Annotated in this window: 14 protein-coding genes; 1 reads left to right on the forward strand and 13 read right to left on the reverse strand. The window is 65.8% G+C overall.

Going from position 1 to position 16,130, the window contains the following annotated elements; translation table 11 throughout:
* The first annotated feature begins 472 nt into the window (after positions 1 to 472).
* Positions 473 to 859, forward strand: a complete 387-nt coding sequence (locus tag D7T59_RS03795) for a response regulator (protein WP_049397870.1) — start codon at positions 473 to 475, stop codon at positions 857 to 859.
* 21 nt (positions 860 to 880) lie between these two features.
* Here D7T59_RS03795 and D7T59_RS03800 read toward each other — a convergent pair whose 3' ends face one another.
* The 13 genes from D7T59_RS03800 to D7T59_RS03860 form a co-directional block, all read right to left on the reverse strand.
* Positions 881 to 1,333 carry a hypothetical protein gene (locus D7T59_RS03800; RefSeq protein ID WP_004154560.1) on the reverse strand — a complete coding sequence of 151 codons (453 nt, stop codon included), beginning with the start codon at positions 1,331 to 1,333 and terminating at the stop codon, positions 881 to 883.
* Complete coding sequence (locus tag D7T59_RS03805) at positions 1,330 to 1,638, reverse strand: hypothetical protein (protein ID WP_049397869.1); 309 nt, start codon at positions 1,636 to 1,638, stop codon at positions 1,330 to 1,332. Before D7T59_RS03805 ends, D7T59_RS03800 begins: the two co-directional genes overlap by 4 nt.
* A complete protein-coding gene (locus D7T59_RS03810) occupies positions 1,635 to 2,081 on the reverse strand; it encodes a lysozyme (protein ID WP_049397868.1) in 447 nt (148 codons plus the stop codon). The genes D7T59_RS03805 and D7T59_RS03810 overlap by 4 nt, the downstream gene beginning before the upstream one ends.
* Entirely contained in the window at positions 2,078 to 2,269 is a 192-nt protein-coding gene (locus tag D7T59_RS03815) for an LPXTG cell wall anchor domain-containing protein (RefSeq protein WP_049434054.1), read from the reverse strand. The genes D7T59_RS03810 and D7T59_RS03815 overlap by 4 nt, the downstream gene beginning before the upstream one ends.
* 8 nt (positions 2,270 to 2,277) lie before the next feature.
* A complete protein-coding gene (gene terL / locus D7T59_RS03820) occupies positions 2,278 to 3,942 on the reverse strand; it encodes a phage terminase large subunit (protein ID WP_223846474.1) in 1,665 nt (554 codons plus the stop codon).
* An 8-nt stretch (positions 3,943 to 3,950) separates the two neighbouring features.
* A complete protein-coding gene (locus D7T59_RS03825; RefSeq protein ID WP_032961803.1) occupies positions 3,951 to 4,196 on the reverse strand; it encodes a hypothetical protein in 246 nt (81 codons plus the stop codon).
* Positions 4,193 to 4,462, reverse strand: a complete 270-nt coding sequence (locus D7T59_RS03830) for a phage holin family protein (protein ID WP_005412393.1) — start codon at positions 4,460 to 4,462, stop codon at positions 4,193 to 4,195. Before D7T59_RS03830 ends, D7T59_RS03825 begins: the two co-directional genes overlap by 4 nt.
* A 278-nt stretch (positions 4,463 to 4,740) precedes the next feature.
* Positions 4,741 to 4,974 carry a hypothetical protein gene (locus D7T59_RS03835; protein ID WP_180851844.1) on the reverse strand — a complete coding sequence of 78 codons (234 nt, stop codon included), beginning with the start codon at positions 4,972 to 4,974 and terminating at the stop codon, positions 4,741 to 4,743.
* Entirely contained in the window at positions 4,974 to 7,778 is a 2,805-nt protein-coding gene (locus tag D7T59_RS03840) for a tail fiber domain-containing protein (RefSeq protein WP_180851846.1), read from the reverse strand. Before D7T59_RS03840 ends, D7T59_RS03835 begins: the two co-directional genes overlap by 1 nt.
* 25 nt (positions 7,779 to 7,803) lie before the next feature.
* On the reverse strand, positions 7,804 to 10,341 hold the full coding sequence (locus D7T59_RS03845; protein WP_005412396.1) for a phage tail fiber domain-containing protein: 2,538 nt from the start codon (positions 10,339 to 10,341) through the stop codon (positions 7,804 to 7,806).
* A 39-nt stretch (positions 10,342 to 10,380) separates the two neighbouring features.
* Positions 10,381 to 13,545, reverse strand: coding sequence for a hypothetical protein (locus D7T59_RS03850; protein WP_180851848.1), 3,165 nt, complete (start codon positions 13,543 to 13,545; stop codon positions 10,381 to 10,383).
* 6 nt (positions 13,546 to 13,551) lie between these two features.
* Positions 13,552 to 15,726, reverse strand: a complete 2,175-nt coding sequence (locus D7T59_RS03855; protein ID WP_180851850.1) for a hypothetical protein — start codon at positions 15,724 to 15,726, stop codon at positions 13,552 to 13,554.
* A 3-nt stretch (positions 15,727 to 15,729) separates the two neighbouring features.
* Complete coding sequence (locus D7T59_RS03860) at positions 15,730 to 16,128, reverse strand: virion core protein, T7 gp14 family (protein WP_032961812.1); 399 nt, start codon at positions 16,126 to 16,128, stop codon at positions 15,730 to 15,732.
* Positions 16,129 to 16,130: the final 2 nt, after the last annotated feature.

Here is a 16,130-nt window from a genome sequence, read left to right on the forward strand (position 1 = left end):
TGGTCCGGTAGACTTGGCGTTTGCCCTAGACAGCTCATCAAGACCACATGGCATCGCTCAATAGCATCCTCACCCGGTTCGCGGCTTCGATCACGCTGGCTTGTGTAATCCTTGTGGGAGTACCGGCTCTGTATCAACATGTAAAGATGCGAGATGCGGACGCCGTGGCGGAAAGAAGCCGCGGACTTATTAACGACGATAACACCGCCCCAAGCGTTGTGGAGCAGCAGGTGCGTATCCTTGATTCCGCGCTTACTGAGTCGGCGGGATGCGAGTACATGAGAGACCTGTTACTCCAGTTCCTTGTCGGAATACCCTTGATCGTATGGTTCGTCGCCTTGGCTGTAATGTGGTGGTTCAAGGAAGACGACTTGACTCTCTAGCTGAACAGTTCAGGACGCTGCAAATCATCAGCGCGATATTCCCCTTCAATAGTTATAGGGTACGGGCCGCTACGCATGGGAGGTGTCAGATGGCTTCGCGGGTAAACGGTAAGGGTTGCTTGGGGTCGCTACTGGTCTTAGAAGATGACCCCGACCTGTCAGAGATGTTGCAGGAAATCCTGGTGAATTTCGGCTATGAGGTCGAGGTTGTTGCTTCCTCCGCGCAAGCTTTAGACCAACTGGCGGCAAAAGTGTTCCACGCGGCAATCTTAGATATTCATATCGAGGATGGTGGCTCCATGTCGGTCGCTGACTGTCTCTTGTCGAATCGAATACCCTACATGTTTGCCACGGGGCTTCCCAATCCTCAACTGCCCACCATTCACCAATGGGCTACCTTTCTTCAAAAGCCGTATCGCATAAACGATCTCATGGGGGCCTTGGAACGGACGCGTCAGATGGGGATTCCAGTTTAGGCGCATCCTTGCGCCGTTAAGTCATGTCCGTTTTCTAAGGAAGCGCTTGTTGAAAGTGTCGTAGGTCTGCACCGGTGGACCGCTGTAGAGGTCCGTCGAGCAGGCCATGAGGACTGCTTCGGTCGCGTTGTGGCCTGCCTTCATGGCGGCCAGGGCAATCGCACCACCACTACCGGCGACGAGGAAGTCGCGCCGGAGGTCGAGAGGGAGACCGTCGTGGTAGAAGGCCACCGGGTTGTCCCGCAGGCCGACCACGAGGATCGTGTACTCGCCCTTGGTCAGTTCGTCGAATCCCTCCGACAGCTCGCGCACGGCTCGCTGGATGTGGGAAGTGGTGCCCGCGCCGAACACCACCAGGTCGCGCCCGGTGGTGTCGGTGGTGCGGTAGAACTTCTCCTCCTCGTACCGCAGATCACCAGCGGTGACCTGCGAGTCGATAGCAACGAGCCGGCCGTCAAAGGCCAGCGTGGTCACTGCTTGATGTGCTCCCGCCAGTAGCTCGGGGTGAACGCAGCCCACTCGATGTCGCTCACGTCATCCCACAGGCGCTCCGCGGCATTCCGCAAGTGCTCCCACAGGCCGCCGAGGACGACGTAGGGCAGCGCCAGGAACACGGCGACGAACAGCCAGCCGGTGTAGGTGCGACGGGAGGTCTCGCGCAGGCGCTCCGGGAGCCACTGCGAGGCGAGGGCAATGCGCAGCGCTACGTACCCCTTGGCGCGCTCGTAGGCGCGCACCAGGCGCTCGCTGGCGCGGTTGTAGATGGTCTTGATGGTCACTTGGAGTTCCAGAGTTTGACTTCCGCCTCGCGGCGGTCGATGAGGCCGGGCAGGTCCGTCAGCACGCCCTTGACGCGACCCTTGGTCCATCGGCGGAGCTGTGCGGGCACCGCCGCGTAGTCGCCCGCGTTGAGCACGCGGAGCAGGGTGGAGCTGGCGAAGTTGCCCTCGCCGAGGTTGAACACGAAGTCGATCAGAGCGGCTTCCTGCGGCGCGCTGAGGGGCACGCGCACGTATCGACGGACGACCGTAGCGGCCTTGGAGAGGTCAGCCTCCAGCAGCTCCACAGCGCGTTCCTCGGTGATGCGGAGGCCGGGCTTCACGTCACTGCCGGTGTGGCCGTAGCCGATGGTCCACTTGTCTGCGGGGCACAGGTAGGCCACCAGGCGCAGACCCTCCGACTTCATCGTCAGAGGGCGCGCGAGCTGGACAGCCTGGCTCACACCGGGGCGTAAGGGTTCGACTGGCCGCCCTGGGTGTGGCAGCAGGGAGCGTGGTTGCAGTCGCACGGCGTTACCGGCGCGGGTGCGCTCGGGCCGTCGTTGTCGTCGTCGTTCTTGCGGCGCAGGAACAGGTACAGCAGGGCAGCGGCGGCGAGCGCCATCAGCCACGCAGCGAGCGTGTTGGACATTGGGTCTCCTACAGGATGTCGAGGTAGTTGTCGGGTGACGGCACGCGGCCGGTCACGGACTGGATGAAGGAGGCGTACTCGCGGTCGAGCAGCTCCTCCAGGTAGCGCTGCTCCTCCTTGGACACGTCTCGGGAGAGCTGGTCGGCCCAATACTTCACGGCCATCGCCAGCGCTTCGAGGCGGTCGTCGTGGCGCAGTGCGCCGCGGTCGCGCGTGATGCGCGTCAGCTGGTAGAACAGCTGGTACTTCTGCTCGGACTTCTGATCGGCGCGGATGATCGAGGCATCGACCACCAGGCGATGCTGGTTCAGTACCGGCTCCAGCACGTCGATGATTCGGTTCTCCTTCGAGGTGCCATAGTGCTTCACCTCCTCGATGGAGCACGGGTACACGCGCGCCAGGACGCCGGAGAGCATCTTGGCGAACATGCCGTCGCCGAAGTTGGCCTCAATGAGGACTGCGGAGACCTTCTCGGCGCGCGCGATGTGCGCCAGGGTCTCCAGCGTGTCGTCGTCGTAGCCGCCCTTGGTCGCACCAGCACGGCGCGCGTAGAGCATGCCGCGAAGCATGCCGACGACCGCGTAGCCGGTTTCGTCGCCGCCTCGGCCCGAGGGGTCGATGGCGAGCACCTTGCCGGTGAACTCCTCCATTTCCGAGGCGAGGTACATGGGCCGGTACAGGCGGTCGCCGGTGAAGCCCACGGACGGGATGTCGCTGACGATGTACTCCGGGCCGCTGCTGTAGACCACGCGGATCGGAGCGACCTCGCGGTCCACGTCCATCACGATCAGGTCGGACAGCTTGAGCGGGTACTTCTCGGCGTCGGACAGCGACGCATCGAGCATGAACTGGAGCATGAAGCCGGAGCGTCCGTAGGACGCCTCGCGCTCCATCAAGTCCTCATCGGAGAAGCGGACGCTCTCGCAGTTCTTCCAGGCGAGCTTGGGGTTCGCGTCGAACGCATCGGCGATCATCGGCGCGAGGCGGTCGCCGTACACCTGGCGGTGCTTGGTGTCCTTCGGGTAGCGCGCAGGCCAGATGCGGATGACGTAGCCGCGCTCGGGCAGCTTGTTGTAGAGCGACTCCTCGGTCTGCGGAGTGCCGAGGTAGATGATCTCGCCGCCCGGCTTGAGCACCGCATCGAACTCCTTGACCAGCTCGGCGAGCTTCTCGCGCTGCACGACGGTCATGGAGTTCTTCGGGACTTCGATGTCGTCCGCGATGATGGTGTCGGCGCGGGAGCCGGTGAGCTGGCCGTTGATACCGACCGACTTCACCGAGGGCGACTGATCGGGCTGCGCGGGGCCGACATCGAACGCCAGGTTCGAGTTGCGCTGGTCGGGACGCGGGCGCAGGTGTTGCAGCTCAGGCAGGGTTTCGATCAGGCGCTTGACGAACACCGAGAACGCATCGGCGCGTTCCTTCGATGCCGATACCACCATGATCTTGTGCTGGGGGTCTTTCCAGAGGAGCCAGCAGACGTAGGCGGCCGTCACCCAGGACTTGCCGACGCCGCGGTACGCCATGATGACGCGACGGCGCGGGCCGGTTTTCAGGAACTCGCAGATGTCGTACTGGATCGGAGTGGGGCTTGGTAGCCCCAGCTCCTTCCAGACGTACCAGGCGAAGTTGCGGAAGTCCTCGAAAGGGTGACGAACGTGGAGGCTCGTCATGCCCTCCATCAGTTCAGCCGCCCATCCTCAGCGGGATCGAACGGGAACTCGGACACCTTGTCGGCCAGCTTGCCCAGCGGTGAGCCGGGCGGCGTGGCCGCAACGTCGATGCCGTTGTCCTTGAGAAACTGCCGGGCCACGTTGAGGATCGAGGCCAGGCCCTTCGCGTCCGACTCCATCGAGTCGATGGTGTCGGCGAGCTTGTCCGCGACTGCGGCGTGCAGTCGCTCCAAGGCATCCTTGGGGGCGGTCACTTGTTGACGACGCGGTTCAGTACGGTCTCCAGCGCGGACGTGCCGAGCGACGCCAGGATGCACGCGAGCGCGACCTGGGCGACGAAGGAGACGCCGGGGATGAAAATGACGATGGCACCAGCGGCAAGGCCGGTAGCGCCAGAGAGGATTGCGCGGCCGAGCGCCTGCTTCCAGGTGATCGGATCGTTCGACGTGAGCATCTTTGCGATGCCCACGATGAGGCCGACGCCCGCGAGAGCGCCGACCAGCTTCACTTCATCGTGCATTAGGTCTCTTGTAGGTGGTGGATGCGTTAGAGCGGACGACCGAAGCTGTACTCGTAGTTGCCGGTCAGGGTGATCTGCGTGACGCCATCGGTGACGACGACAGTGAACTGCCCCATGCGGGAGGTGTTCCGCCCCGAGGCGGTCACAGTGCCGCCGAGGCCGCTGCCGGAGATCGACGCGCCGCCTGTGACGGAGCGGGAGACCACGGAGTAGTTGCCGGTGCCGCCCGAGCAATAAACGCTGAACGACTCGCTGACCGTGCCGTTGGTGGACTGAGGTCAGTTACCCATCAGGTAGCTCGGCGACAGCGATGCTTGGAACGGCGTCGCCTTGACCGCGTTGTAGAACTGCGAGGCGTAGATCGGGCCGCTCGTGGGGACGCCGTAGTTGGCCGGAACGTCGGGCACCAATCCACGTCCTCGGTAATACTGGTCCGCGTAGATCGGGTAGCCGCCGCCAAACTCGGCGCGGATCATTTCCCAGGAGATAGGGCCGGAGCCGGGGAGGGCCATCAGGCACCTCCCCCAAGGTCCGCGACGCGCTTACGCAGCGCCTGCACCTCAGCGATCAGGAAGGGAACAGCCTTCTCCCACTGGATCGTCTTGATGCCGTTTGCGTGCGTGGCGACCATCAACGAGTAGACCTCCTCGGCCTCCTGCGCGATGCCGCCGACCTCATGCTCCGCACTCGGGTGGAACGTGGGATTCAACTCGGCGATAGCTTCGGCGTCCCAATCGAACTCGCGTACACGGAAGCGGTCGAAGAAGTCGGCCACCTTGGAGGCCGAGGCGTCCACGATGTTCTTCTTGAGACGCGCATCGGACGCATAGGCGACGATGTTGCCCGTGGCGACCCAATTGTTGCTGCCGTCGCGGTAGGCGCACCATGCGAACGAGTTGCTTGCGAGGAAGCCGTGGTTGTTGTCGTTGCAGTGGAGCCAGTGGGTAGTTCCGTTGTCGGTGTCGTAGCAGGTGATGGTGGGCGAGTAGCTCTCCAGTCGAATGTCGCCACCGCTGCCTCCAGGGCCAGCGACGAGGAAGCCCTTACCGCCGTAGGTACGCACCCAGCTGTTGTCCTGCATCCAGATGCCACCGCCGTGCGCTTCCGAGTACCAGCCGGTGCCAGCCTGCTGAGAACGGAACCAGCCAGCGTTGAGGTAAATTTGATCGCCGACCGTCAGACGGCTGGTGACCCAGGCCATTCCGTTCCAATAGAGGTTGTAGGAGCTGTTGGCGTTGGCTCGCGCAATGCTTGCCACGTCGTCGCCTGCTCCGTTGGTTCCGTGGATGTAGACGGTTCCCGCTGCGCCCATGCCGGTCAATCGCAGGGGGGAGGCGGAGGACAGAGTGACCTGTCCCGTGAAGGTCGCGCCGCCCAGGCTCGCCTTACCGTCGAGTGCGGACTGTAGGCCGCTGACATTGGCGATGGTGTGCGTGTGACCCGAGTCAGCCTTCCCTGCCGGGTTGAAGTTCGCTGAGGTCCAGACGGTGCCGCCAGCGTTGAGGGACGCGACGCCACCCGTACCATCGCCGAATCGGAACTCCAGCGAGTTCGCAGCTGGCGGCACGTAGACATAGCGATCCAACGACCCAAGGTACATGACGCCGGACGTGGCCTCGCCGCCAAATCCCTGCGCACGAATCTGCCCGGAGGCGAACGTCTTGACGCCACCGATGGACTGATCGTCGGTCACGTTGACGACGTTGGCGATCTCAGCAGCGGTATGCGTGTGGCCGATTGCCGACTTCCCGTCGAGCGCCGCTTGCAGCCCGGTTACGTTTGCGATGGTGTGCGAGTGGGACGCCGCCGCTTTGCCGTCGAGCGCGGACTGGAGGCCGGTCACGTTGGCGATGGTGTGCGAGTGGGACGCCGCCGCCTTGCCGTCGAGCGCCGTCTGCGTCGCGGTGCTGATCGGCTTATCGAGGTCGGCGGTGTTGTCCACCTTGTCGAGGCCGACCTGCGCCTTGGTGTGCGTGTGGGTGCTCGGCGGGTAGGTCGTCGGCTTGCCGGTGACGTGGGTGTTGAAGTCCACGTCGTTGCGGGTCGCCAGCGCGCCCAGCCCGCCGATGTCGCCAGCCACGAGGGTCACGTCGCCCTGCTTCCCGGCGACGCTGGTTACCTGATCGGTGTTGTCGATCTTCTCCCAGGTAGCGCCGTAGAGCGCCTGGTCGCCGACGCGCCAGTGGATGTCGCCCACAGTGCCTTCGCCGACCACCTTGTAGAAGTGACCCTTCACCGGGTTGGCCGGGAACGCACCAGTGCTGGCATCCCACGATCCCATGTAGACCAGCGAGCCGGTGACGGCAGCCTGCGCCTGGGCGGCCCAATGCTTCGCCGAGAACTCGCCAGGCGACACCTCGGTGCCCTGCGGGGCGTTCGCGTACAGGTTCGCCTTGTCGCGGGCAGCCTCGGCAGCGGTCTTGGCCGACGATGCGGTCTGCGCCGAGGTCGAGGCAGCCGACGCCGAGCCGGACGCAGCGGAGGCATGACCGGCCGCGGTGGTCGCCGAGCCAGCAGCCTCGCCAGCCTTGGTCGCCGCAGCGGACGCCTGGGCTTCCGCCCGGTTGGCCTGGGTGGTTGCCTGGGTGACCGAGGTCGCTGCGGCGGTCGCGCTGTCGGCGGCTGCGGCAGCCGATGCGGCGGCAGCGGTGGCGTCAGCTTCCGCGCGGTCGGCCGCGTCGGTCGCATAGCCCAGGATAGTCTGCGCCTGATCCCGTGACGTGGCGGCAGCAGTCGCCGCTGCCTGCGCGTCCGAACGCGCCTGACCCGCTGCGGTGGCCGACGTGCCCGCCTGGCTTGCAGAGCCAGCCGAAGCCAGCGCCGAGGTGGCCGAGGCCGTCGCCGAAGCGGCGGCGTCCACTGCGGAGCTTGCCGCCTCGGTGGCGCTGTCGGCAGCCTCGGCCGCCTTGGCAGCAGCGAAGGTCGCCGCGTCGGCGGTGGCCTGCACGTCGTCGTCGATGCTCGCAGCGGATTCCGCAGCGCGCACGGCGGATGCTTCGGCAGCGTCGGCGAAGCCGGAGGCGTCATCTGCGGACGCCTGTGCGGCGTTCGCCATGCCGGTTGCCACGGACACCAGGTCGCGCACCTGCACGACCGAGCCGGTCAGCTCGTCGGTCAGCCCGGCCACGTCCTTCTGGAGCTGCGGGAACGAGGGGAGGGTGTGGTTGTTGCCCAGGCCGTCCGTCACGACGACGGTGCCTTCCTCCTGAGTCAGCAGCGCGATCATCTGATTCTCGCGCCGGTTCCAGCGGTCTACCAGCGTCGAGAGGCGCGAGGCCAGCTCGGCGTTGGAGACGTAGCCGGGGGTAGTGCTCATGCGGTGCTTGGATTCTCTCTGAGGGTTATCGGATGCCGAAGGCGAAGCCGCCAATCGACGTGATGAGGTAGTTCGGGTAGGCCGGGGCGTCGTAGCCGTGGACCTGCGGAGGCGGGCTGGATGCGCGGCACCGCACGCGGAATGCGCGGGCACCGCCTGTCCATGCGCCGGACGCCGAGAGCGTCACCGACTGCTCGTAGGTGTAGAAGTTGGACGCGGTGAAGGTGTTGCCGTCGCCGCCCATCTGCTGAATCAACGCGCGGTACATCGGCGGCTCGTGCGAGGCGATGACGACCCACACAGAGTCGCGCAGCTCCTCCAAGATGACGTGCAGCCCGTAGACGCGCGTGTTCGCGGTGACGGTCACCGACACGGAGGGCGTATGACCCTCGCCAGCCAGCACCGGAGCGCCGAGCCAGAACTCGTGGATCGCCACCCAATCGCCGAGCGGGATGAAGTTGTTGCCCGCCTGGTAGCAGAGGCTCGTTGCCCCGGTCCACCACACGCCGGTCGCCGACTGGAACTGCCCAACGATGTTGGGAGCATTGACGCGGCCTCGGAAGAACGCGCCGCCGTTGCGGTCCACGTAGAACACCGCGTTGTTGGCGTTCTTCGCGCCGGAGCCGACCCACAGGGGCCAGTCGCCGAGGTTGGAGATTTCCACGCGGAACTCGGCAGCGTTGACGATGTTGCCGTTGCCGTCGAGGGTGTGGGTCTTGAACGTGCCGCCGTTGATCGTGCCTGCGTTTGCCGTGAGCGCGGCCAGGGAGTTCACCCTGATCTTGTCCGCAGTGATCGTCCCGTCCACCACCAGCGCACCCTGGATGCCCACGGTGGACTGGCCGCCGACAGTGCCGATCACGAACGGATACTTGATGCTCGCCAAGGTGCCGCCCGAGGTGTACTGCGGGTGGACGAAGGCGAAGCGATCCGCGGTGACGATGAAGTCGCTGCCGGTCTGCGGGTTGGCGGAGAGGGCGATACCGGCGACCACGGGGACGCCGTTGATGGTGCCCGCGTTGATCTTGACCGAGTAGTTGGCCTGCCACTGACCGTACATGCCGGAGTGCTGCCCGGCGACCACGTTGAACTCCTGCCGGATGGTGGCGAAGTCGCCGTCCTTGAACGCCTGGACCTGCGTGGCCGCGATGGCCTGTGCCTGCTCGGCGGTGATCTTGGTGGTGTTGAGCTGCTGCACCAGCGCGCCGGTCGGAGAGGTGACATCCAGGTCGGCCTTGCGCCAGCCGGTGCCATCCCAAATCTGCGTCAGGTACGCGCCGGTCTGCACGGTCTTGACCCAAAAGGTCGGAACCTTGAAGCCGCCAGCGGGCGGGGAGGGCTGCGCGTCCGAGAAGATCGTCGGCGCGGTGCTGGTCTCCAGCGTGGATACCTGGGAAGCCAGGGCTTCGCGCGCGGACGCTTCGGTGTCGATGCGCTGCTCGAAGGCGGCCGAAACCGCCGACACCTGGCCGTCGATCTCATTGGCAATCCCCTGCGGCACGTTCGCGCCGTAGCTGGCCGCCATCTGCTGTCGGAATGCCGTGTTGGCACCCTCGGCGTCCGTCAGGGCTTCGGTGGTCTCGGCCAGGCCAGCGATGTTCTCGCCGTGGCGGACTACTGCCGTCTCAACGTCGGACACGCGGGCCTTGGTTGCGTCAACCTCGGCCATGACCGCGGTGCGGACCTGCGCCGCGCTGTCCTCGATCTCTGCGCCGAGGCGCTGCTCGGTGGCCGCACGCGCCGCTTCGGTGGTGCTCTCCACCTCGTCGATGCGCTGGTTGAGCGCTGCGGAGATCGTCTTGCCGTTCTCGACCACCTGGCCTTGCAGCTCGGTGATCGCCTCGACGCGCGCGGAGCGCTCGTCAGCGATGGCGCGATTGACCTCCAGGAATCGTGCCTGGCTACTTTGCTCGCCGTAGTCCACCCGCGCGAACAGGTCGATGATCTGCTGCGCGATGACCTTGTTGCCTTCGGTCAGCAGTCCGATCTCGTGGGTGGCCGTGCTGATCTTGTCGCCATAGTCGCGCTGCACGTCGAAGAACTCGTGCGAGCGCATGATTTCCTCCAGGATCGCCTCGGCGTTCACGTCGATAAGGTCGATGCGGGTCAGCAGGTCTTGCAGTGCTGGCGAGCGGAGGAGCTGCTCGATGATTGCGTTGAGGTCCGGGTCGCCACCGGGGTTACCGGGGCCGCCACCGGGGAGGCCGCTGCCACCACCGAACTCGGCGAGTTCCTGGTGTGCGTACAGCAGTTGGCGGAACGACTTGGACAAGTCGCGCGCCGGGAGGTTTGCGCCTTCCTTGTAGTTGACCAGGAGGGCGTCAATCGGCGTGAATCGCCGGATGGTCACAGTGTAGGGTGCGTCGAGCACGCCATCCTGCGACGGAATCTCGATGGTGCTGGCGTCCACCCACGACACGGAGACAGCGCGGGCCGCGTCCGGTTCACCGACGAACGCCCGGATGTGTTCGCGGGCGATGTACGGGAACGGCACGGTGAACCGCGTAGGGCCTCCCTCGTAGGTGTAGAGCACGAAGGAAAGGCCGCGCGATAGTTCGATCATGCGTCCTCAAAAAGGTGGAGGCCCCGAAGGGCCTCCTGGTTACGGTCGATCAGTCCCGTCCTTGCGGTCAGGGAACTGCTGTAGGGCTTGATCCGCGATGTTGCGGACGCCCGTCATGTTGTTGAACCACCAAATCTTCCAGAAGTCGCGCATCTGCTTCTCGGTGATCTCCTCATCGTCGCGGATGGCCGAACCGATCATCCGCGTGCTGCCGTAGACCTTGTTGAACAGGTCGATGGACGGGATGCCCATCACGCCGTTCTCCAGGCCGGTCGAGCGGTTGTTGGCGAACACCGGGTCGTTACCCAAGGCGTCCGCCCACACGGCGTCGGTGACCGCGGGGATCACGTTCGACCAGCTCGATTGCGCGACAGCGTTCTTGTAGAAGTTCTCCTGCGTCAGCTGCTTCTTCCGCTGTTCGGGGTTGCCCGCAGTGTTGATGTACGTGCGAGCCGCCCAGCCCATGCCTGCTGCCGAAGTGGACAGCACGACCATCGCGTAGGTGCGCCAGTCGTCGTAGTGGTGGACGGAGTTCAGGAAGTGGCGGGTGTAGCTGTTGACCATGAAGCTGCGGAACTGCGTGACGATGCGGCCGGTGGTGGAGTGCATCAGCTCGATGCTGTCCGAGGCGTCACCTTCGAGAACCTGGTGTCGCGTCACGCGGAACAGGAAGGCCGCCATGCGCTCGCGCGTCTGGAACGGCAGCTTGTCCGGGTCGATCTGCTCGATCTGCCGCTTGCCTTTGAGGTAGCCGAACACGTCGGCCTGGGCCTTCTCGTCGAGGCCCCAGGTGCGCAGGCGGGCCACTTCGGCGTCCGACAGCTTCTTGGCGTTCGCCATGTCCAGCAGCCGCAGCAGCGTGGCGCGACCGGCGATGCGTTGGAGCATCGTGTTGATCGGGGCCATGCCGGATGCGACCGAGGTGACGTGCGTCGCCATGTTCATCGCGTTGTCGATCTTCTCGCCGTGCTTGACGTTGAACGTCTGCGGCACTAGCGCATCCTCGTCCAGGCGCAGGAACGGCGGGTTGCGCAGCCAGTCGGTGCCGGGTGCGAACAGCCGCTCCATGACGCGCGCCTCCTGCGAGGACAGCTTGCCGTCAGCGCCGCGCACCAGGAAGTCGCGGGCGGCACCCACGGAGTTCCAGAAGTTGCGGAGACCGGCATGCGCGATGGTCGGGCCAAGCTCGGCGAACAGCGAGAAGCCGACCTGGTTCATCACGCGGGCGAAGTTCCAGTTGCGCAGGAACCGCGCGTAGCGTGCGCCTCGGCTGGCGGGATCGAGTTCGGTGCTGCGGCCGAAGGTGGACTTGAGGCCGATGTCGATCAGGCGCTCGATGTCCTTCACGTCGTCGCCGGACTTGCGGACGTCGCTCTTGAGCTTCGACACGAAGCGGTCGAGCTGTGCGCGGTTCTTGATGCCAGCCTTCGACGACAGCGCCGACCAGCCGGTGATCTCGCGCATGTAGCGGGTCATCACCGAGTCCACGTCGTTGTCGAACAGGTCGGCCATCGAGACCTGCACGTCCTCGCCAGCCTCGTTGCGGATGGTGGTGGAGTAGGTCTCGTCGAGGTCGATGCGCTTCTTCGCGCGGTCGAGCTTGCCCGACTCGTAGGTCTTGCGCTCCAGCTTGGACAGTAGCTCTTGCGACCGCACGGGCGAGACGCCCGCCTCGGTCAGCATGTTGCCGATCTCCTCGACCGAATCGCTGTCCAGCGGGCGGACCAGCAGGTCCATCCCGTCGCCCTCGAAGTTCGCTTGGGCGCGCTTGAGGTAGGAGCGTGCAACCGCCCCGAGCAGCTCGTCGTCGATCTCGTCGCCTTCGTCGGTGGTGGCCTCCCAGGCGCGACGCATGGCGGGCTTGATGAGCTGCTCGATCACGTCGTCCTGGTGAAGCTGCATCTCGCCGAACAGGCGCTTGAAGCCCTTGCCACTCCAGTAGCGCGGCAGGTAGCTGCCGTTCTGCGCCACGTTGGCGAAGCCGTCGAGGTTGCTGTCCTGCGCCAGCTTGAGCGCATCGCGCATCGCCTTGGCGACGCTGCCGGCCGCCTTGGCGGCTTCCGGTGATACGTCAGGCGCACCGCGCACGGCACGGCCGACCTCCTCGTTGAACTTTGCGCGCTCGGAGAAGTTCCACCAATGGGTGCCTGTCCGTTGCTTGTAGGCGTCCCATGCGGCGTTCACTCCGCTCCGCCATTCCGTCTCCATGACGGCCAGGTGGCGCTTGGCGAACTCGCTGGTGGACTCCTGGACCGCGACGGAGCGATCGGTGTAGCCGACGCCATCGCGGAACAGCAGGCGGCCCGCCTCGCGCACCAGCGGCGACTTGGCGCTACCCATGCGGGCAGCAAGGTCGCGGCGGACGGTGGCGAAGTGGGGCGTGATGTGCGCGTTGACCAGCGCCTTGTCGGTGAACTCCTGCTCGAATGCGCTCTCGTTGCGCAGCGGGAGGACGCCTGGCGTGAGGTCGTTGGCGGCGGTGCCTGCCACGCGGGCGGCGGACAGCGAGTCGTCACCGGCCAGCCGCTTCACCACGTCAGGCTTCACCTCGCCGTCGAACAGGGCACCCCGGCGAGCGCCGAGGGCACCACCGAACGCGAACGACAGGGCGGCGCTCTGCACGCCATCCGCGAGCGTCTGCTCGGGGTCGTAGGTGGAGGTTGCGGCCGACATCAGCGCGGAGGTGCCCGCAGCCTGTAGACCGGAACGCACCGCGTTGGCGAGGCGTCCGGCCTTGGCTGCGTACCCCAGGCCGCCCGTGGCGAGATCGAGGCCGGTTGCCACCGGGTCGGTGAAGCCGAGGGCGATCTGTCCGCCCAGGCCGAACTGCGCCAGGTCGTCGTCCGCCATCTGATTCATAAAGGCCACGGATTCCAGATAGGAGAGGTGCTCGTCGGACGTGGCCCGGCCGAACAGCTCCCACTGCTCCGGGCGCAGGCCCATCGACTCCCAGCGCTTGCGCGCGTCTGCGGGAATGCGATAGCCCTGCTGCGGCTCGTAGCCCAGCTCGGTGATGAAGCGGTCGATGAAGCCGATGCCGCCCTTTGCCTGGGCAGCGCCCCATCCGTCCCATACGGTCGTCTGATCCTTCCGGCGCTCCGCGGCCTCTCGCTGCTCCTTGCGCTCGCGCACGGCTTGCACGATGGGCTGCTGGGTTGCCGGCTTGACGATGTTCTCGTCTGCGCCGGGTAGGGATTCAAACATGCGGTCTTACTTCCTCGTCAGGTACTCCAGGAAGTCCTCGGGGACTGCCGGGGTGGTGGTGGTTTGCTTGGTGCCCGCGTTGGGAACCAGCGGCTTGGTGAGGTCGAACTTGGGCAGCTCGAAGGCGGGAGCCTCGGCGGCGCTGGCGTCGCGCTTGGCGATGGCCGCAGGGACTTCCGTGGTCGCCGACTGCGAGCGCAGGTCGCGGATGTTCCGGGACTGGTCCGCCCAGGTGGTGCGCTGCTCGACCCGACGACGCGCCTGGGATTCCGCAAGGTCTCCCTTCCAGCGCTGGTGCTGTGCCGCGATGGCACGCGGGTCGAAACCGATGGCGCGGCCGGTGTCCGGGTCAGGGATCAGCCAGTTGTCGGGGCCGACGATCTGCCACTGCCCCGGATTGCGGGGATTGGGCAGGGCCGACAGCTCATCCGGGTCGCGGCCGAGCTTGCGCGCGACCGTCTGGATCAGCTCGTCTACCGCTGGCTCGGCACCCTGCGGCATGCCGATGTTTGGCACGCGGCGGCCGTTGACGGTCGTGCGCTGGGCGTCGATCTGACCGACCGCTGCACGGATGGCAGCTTCGCCGGACACTCCGCCACGCGAGGCGATGCGCTCGGCTTCCTGGCGGATGCGGTGCAGCTCACGCGGGTCACGCGGCTTGCCGTCGATCTCCAGGTAGTCCTTGATGCCGGACTTCCAGGTGTCGTTGATGACCGAGCGGGCCTCCTCGACTTCCCGCTTCGGTTGCGTCAGGACGCGAGCGGCCTCCTGGTGAGACTGACCGCTGCGCCGGGTGTCGTAGAGGTACTGGTCCAGCATTGCGGCAGCCTCGCCGCCAGCGACCGTATCGGCGTACTTGGGCGAGACCTTGCGGAGCTGTTCGTACAGCGTCGCGGCGTTCTGGAAGTTCTCCTGGAACGCCGGGTCAGCGCGCTTGAGGATGCGTTCGAGCTGGGGGATGACGATGCCCTGCCGTGCCCACTTCTGGAGCACCTGGCCGCGTGCGGCCTGCGGGGTTTCCTCCCACTCCTTACCGGCCTGCTTCTTGAGGTCGGCGTCGCTGATCTCGTAGGGATTGCCCCCGGCTACCAGCTTGCGGATGCGCTCCTCTCGGGCGCGCTCCTTCGCTTCCTGCTCCCAGCGGCGAAGCGTCTGCTCCTGCTGGTTGTTCCAGTATCGCTTGAAGGACTGGAGGTCGCCACCGCTCAGGCCGAATTTACTGGCCCAGGTGTCGATGGTCTTGTGGGTGAGCTGGCCGCGATCCGCGAGGCCCTGGAGCGTCCACTCTGCCTCGGCCATCGCCTGCTTGCGTGCCTCGTCCTCGCGGTGTGCGATCACGCGGGCACCAGCGGCAGCCGCCGCGCGCAGCTCGTCGCCGTGCTCGGTGTTCATCAAGCCGGGCTGGCCGTCGCCGCGGTCCTGCTCCAGGAACGCCAGGATCGACTGAGGATCGCGGTTGCCTGCGGCCAGCTCCTCCTTGGCGGCCTCGACGTAGAGTTCGTCCACGTCGCGCTTGTTGAGATAGGCGTACTCCTCCTGGTCCAGCATCGCGTACAGGCCGTTCATGCCCTCGGAAGTGAGGAACGTGCCGCCCTTGATGCCGTCGCGGATGATCGCGGTCAGCGACTCCTTCTGCCGGACCAGCATTTCCCGCATCGAGTCGGCCTGCCACTGCTGGCGGACCTGCTGCGCGGCGCGCATGGCGACCGGCATCAGGGCCTTGCGGACCTGCGGGTCTTGGAACTCGGGGTTCTGCGTCAGCGCAGCCATCCGCTCCTTGATGAGCGGCTCGATGTCGGTGCCGGGTTCGGCCTTGGCGATCTCTTTGGCCGCTTCGATCTGCCAGTCGCGGACGCGGATGATGCCGTCTGCCTTGAGGTAGCCGCGACGCCATGACTCCGACTGCTGGGCAACGAAGTCCTTGGCCTGCCGGGGCGTACCCTCGGCGTCCTCCTGCATACGTTGGGTCGCCGCGGCGCTGTACTGCTCGCGGCTGTTTGAGATCATCTGCGAGTTGACGGAATCCGAGACGCGCGTCAGCACCGCAGCGGCGGTGCGAGAGAGGACACCGGCACCAGCGGAGGACGCTTGGTCAGCCTGCACCGCCAGAACGGGGCGCTCGGCGAGACGCTGCGGCACCTGCGCGCGGCGGATGATCTCTTGGGGTTTCGTGCGAGCCACGGGTTACTCGTCTCCGGGAATGGAATAGCGCTTGTAGGTTTGGATGTTGCTGTAGGCATTCGCGCCTGACTGCATCACGCCGCCCAGCGCCTCGGCATTGCCGGTGCGGATACGAGCGCGTGCTTCGGAGCCGCTTTCGACGACTCCGTTCCTGCGGTTCTTCTCGATGAGGGCCACGTCACGGCCAGCCTGGGCCATGATGTCGTTCGCCAGCAGCTCGACCGAGTTGCCGGACACTGCCGCTTCTGCTGCGGAGGCGCGCATCGCGGATCGCAGTGCGCGGGCCTCCTCCATGCGCTGTTGGGTGCGCTCGGCGGCCTGGTCGTTGATCTGCTCCTGCTGACGCTCCGCGGCTTCCTCGATGGCCTTGTTGTTCTGATCCTGGCCGTACATGGTCGCCATCG

Origin of the sequence: Stenotrophomonas maltophilia, assembly GCF_013464915.1 — a bacterium.
Taxonomy (GTDB): Bacteria; Pseudomonadota; Gammaproteobacteria; order Xanthomonadales; family Xanthomonadaceae; genus Stenotrophomonas; species Stenotrophomonas maltophilia_AT.

Bases quoted from the DNA above. Each gene is read 5' to 3' on its own strand.
- D7T59_RS03795 (WP_049397870.1), top strand. From the start codon at position 473: ATGGCTTCGCGGGTAAACGGTAAGGGTTGCTTGGGGTCGCTACTGGTC.
- D7T59_RS03815 (WP_049434054.1), bottom strand. From the start codon at position 2,269: ATGTCCAACACGCTCGCTGCGTGGCTGATGGCGCTCGCCGCCGCTGCC.
- terL (WP_223846474.1), bottom strand. From the start codon at position 3,942: ATGACGAGCCTCCACGTTCGTCACCCTTTCGAGGACTTCCGCAACTTC.
- D7T59_RS03830 (WP_005412393.1), bottom strand. From the start codon at position 4,462: ATGCACGATGAAGTGAAGCTGGTCGGCGCTCTCGCGGGCGTCGGCCTC.
- D7T59_RS03835 (WP_180851844.1), bottom strand. From the start codon at position 4,974: ATGGCCCTCCCCGGCTCCGGCCCTATCTCCTGGGAAATGATCCGCGCC.
- D7T59_RS03840 (WP_180851846.1), bottom strand. From the start codon at position 7,778: ATGAGCACTACCCCCGGCTACGTCTCCAACGCCGAGCTGGCCTCGCGC.
- D7T59_RS03845 (WP_005412396.1), bottom strand. From the start codon at position 10,341: ATGATCGAACTATCGCGCGGCCTTTCCTTCGTGCTCTACACCTACGAG.
- D7T59_RS03850 (WP_180851848.1), bottom strand. From the start codon at position 13,545: ATGTTTGAATCCCTACCCGGCGCAGACGAGAACATCGTCAAGCCGGCA.
- D7T59_RS03860 (WP_032961812.1), bottom strand. From the start codon at position 16,128: ATGGCGACCATGTACGGCCAGGATCAGAACAACAAGGCCATCGAGGAA.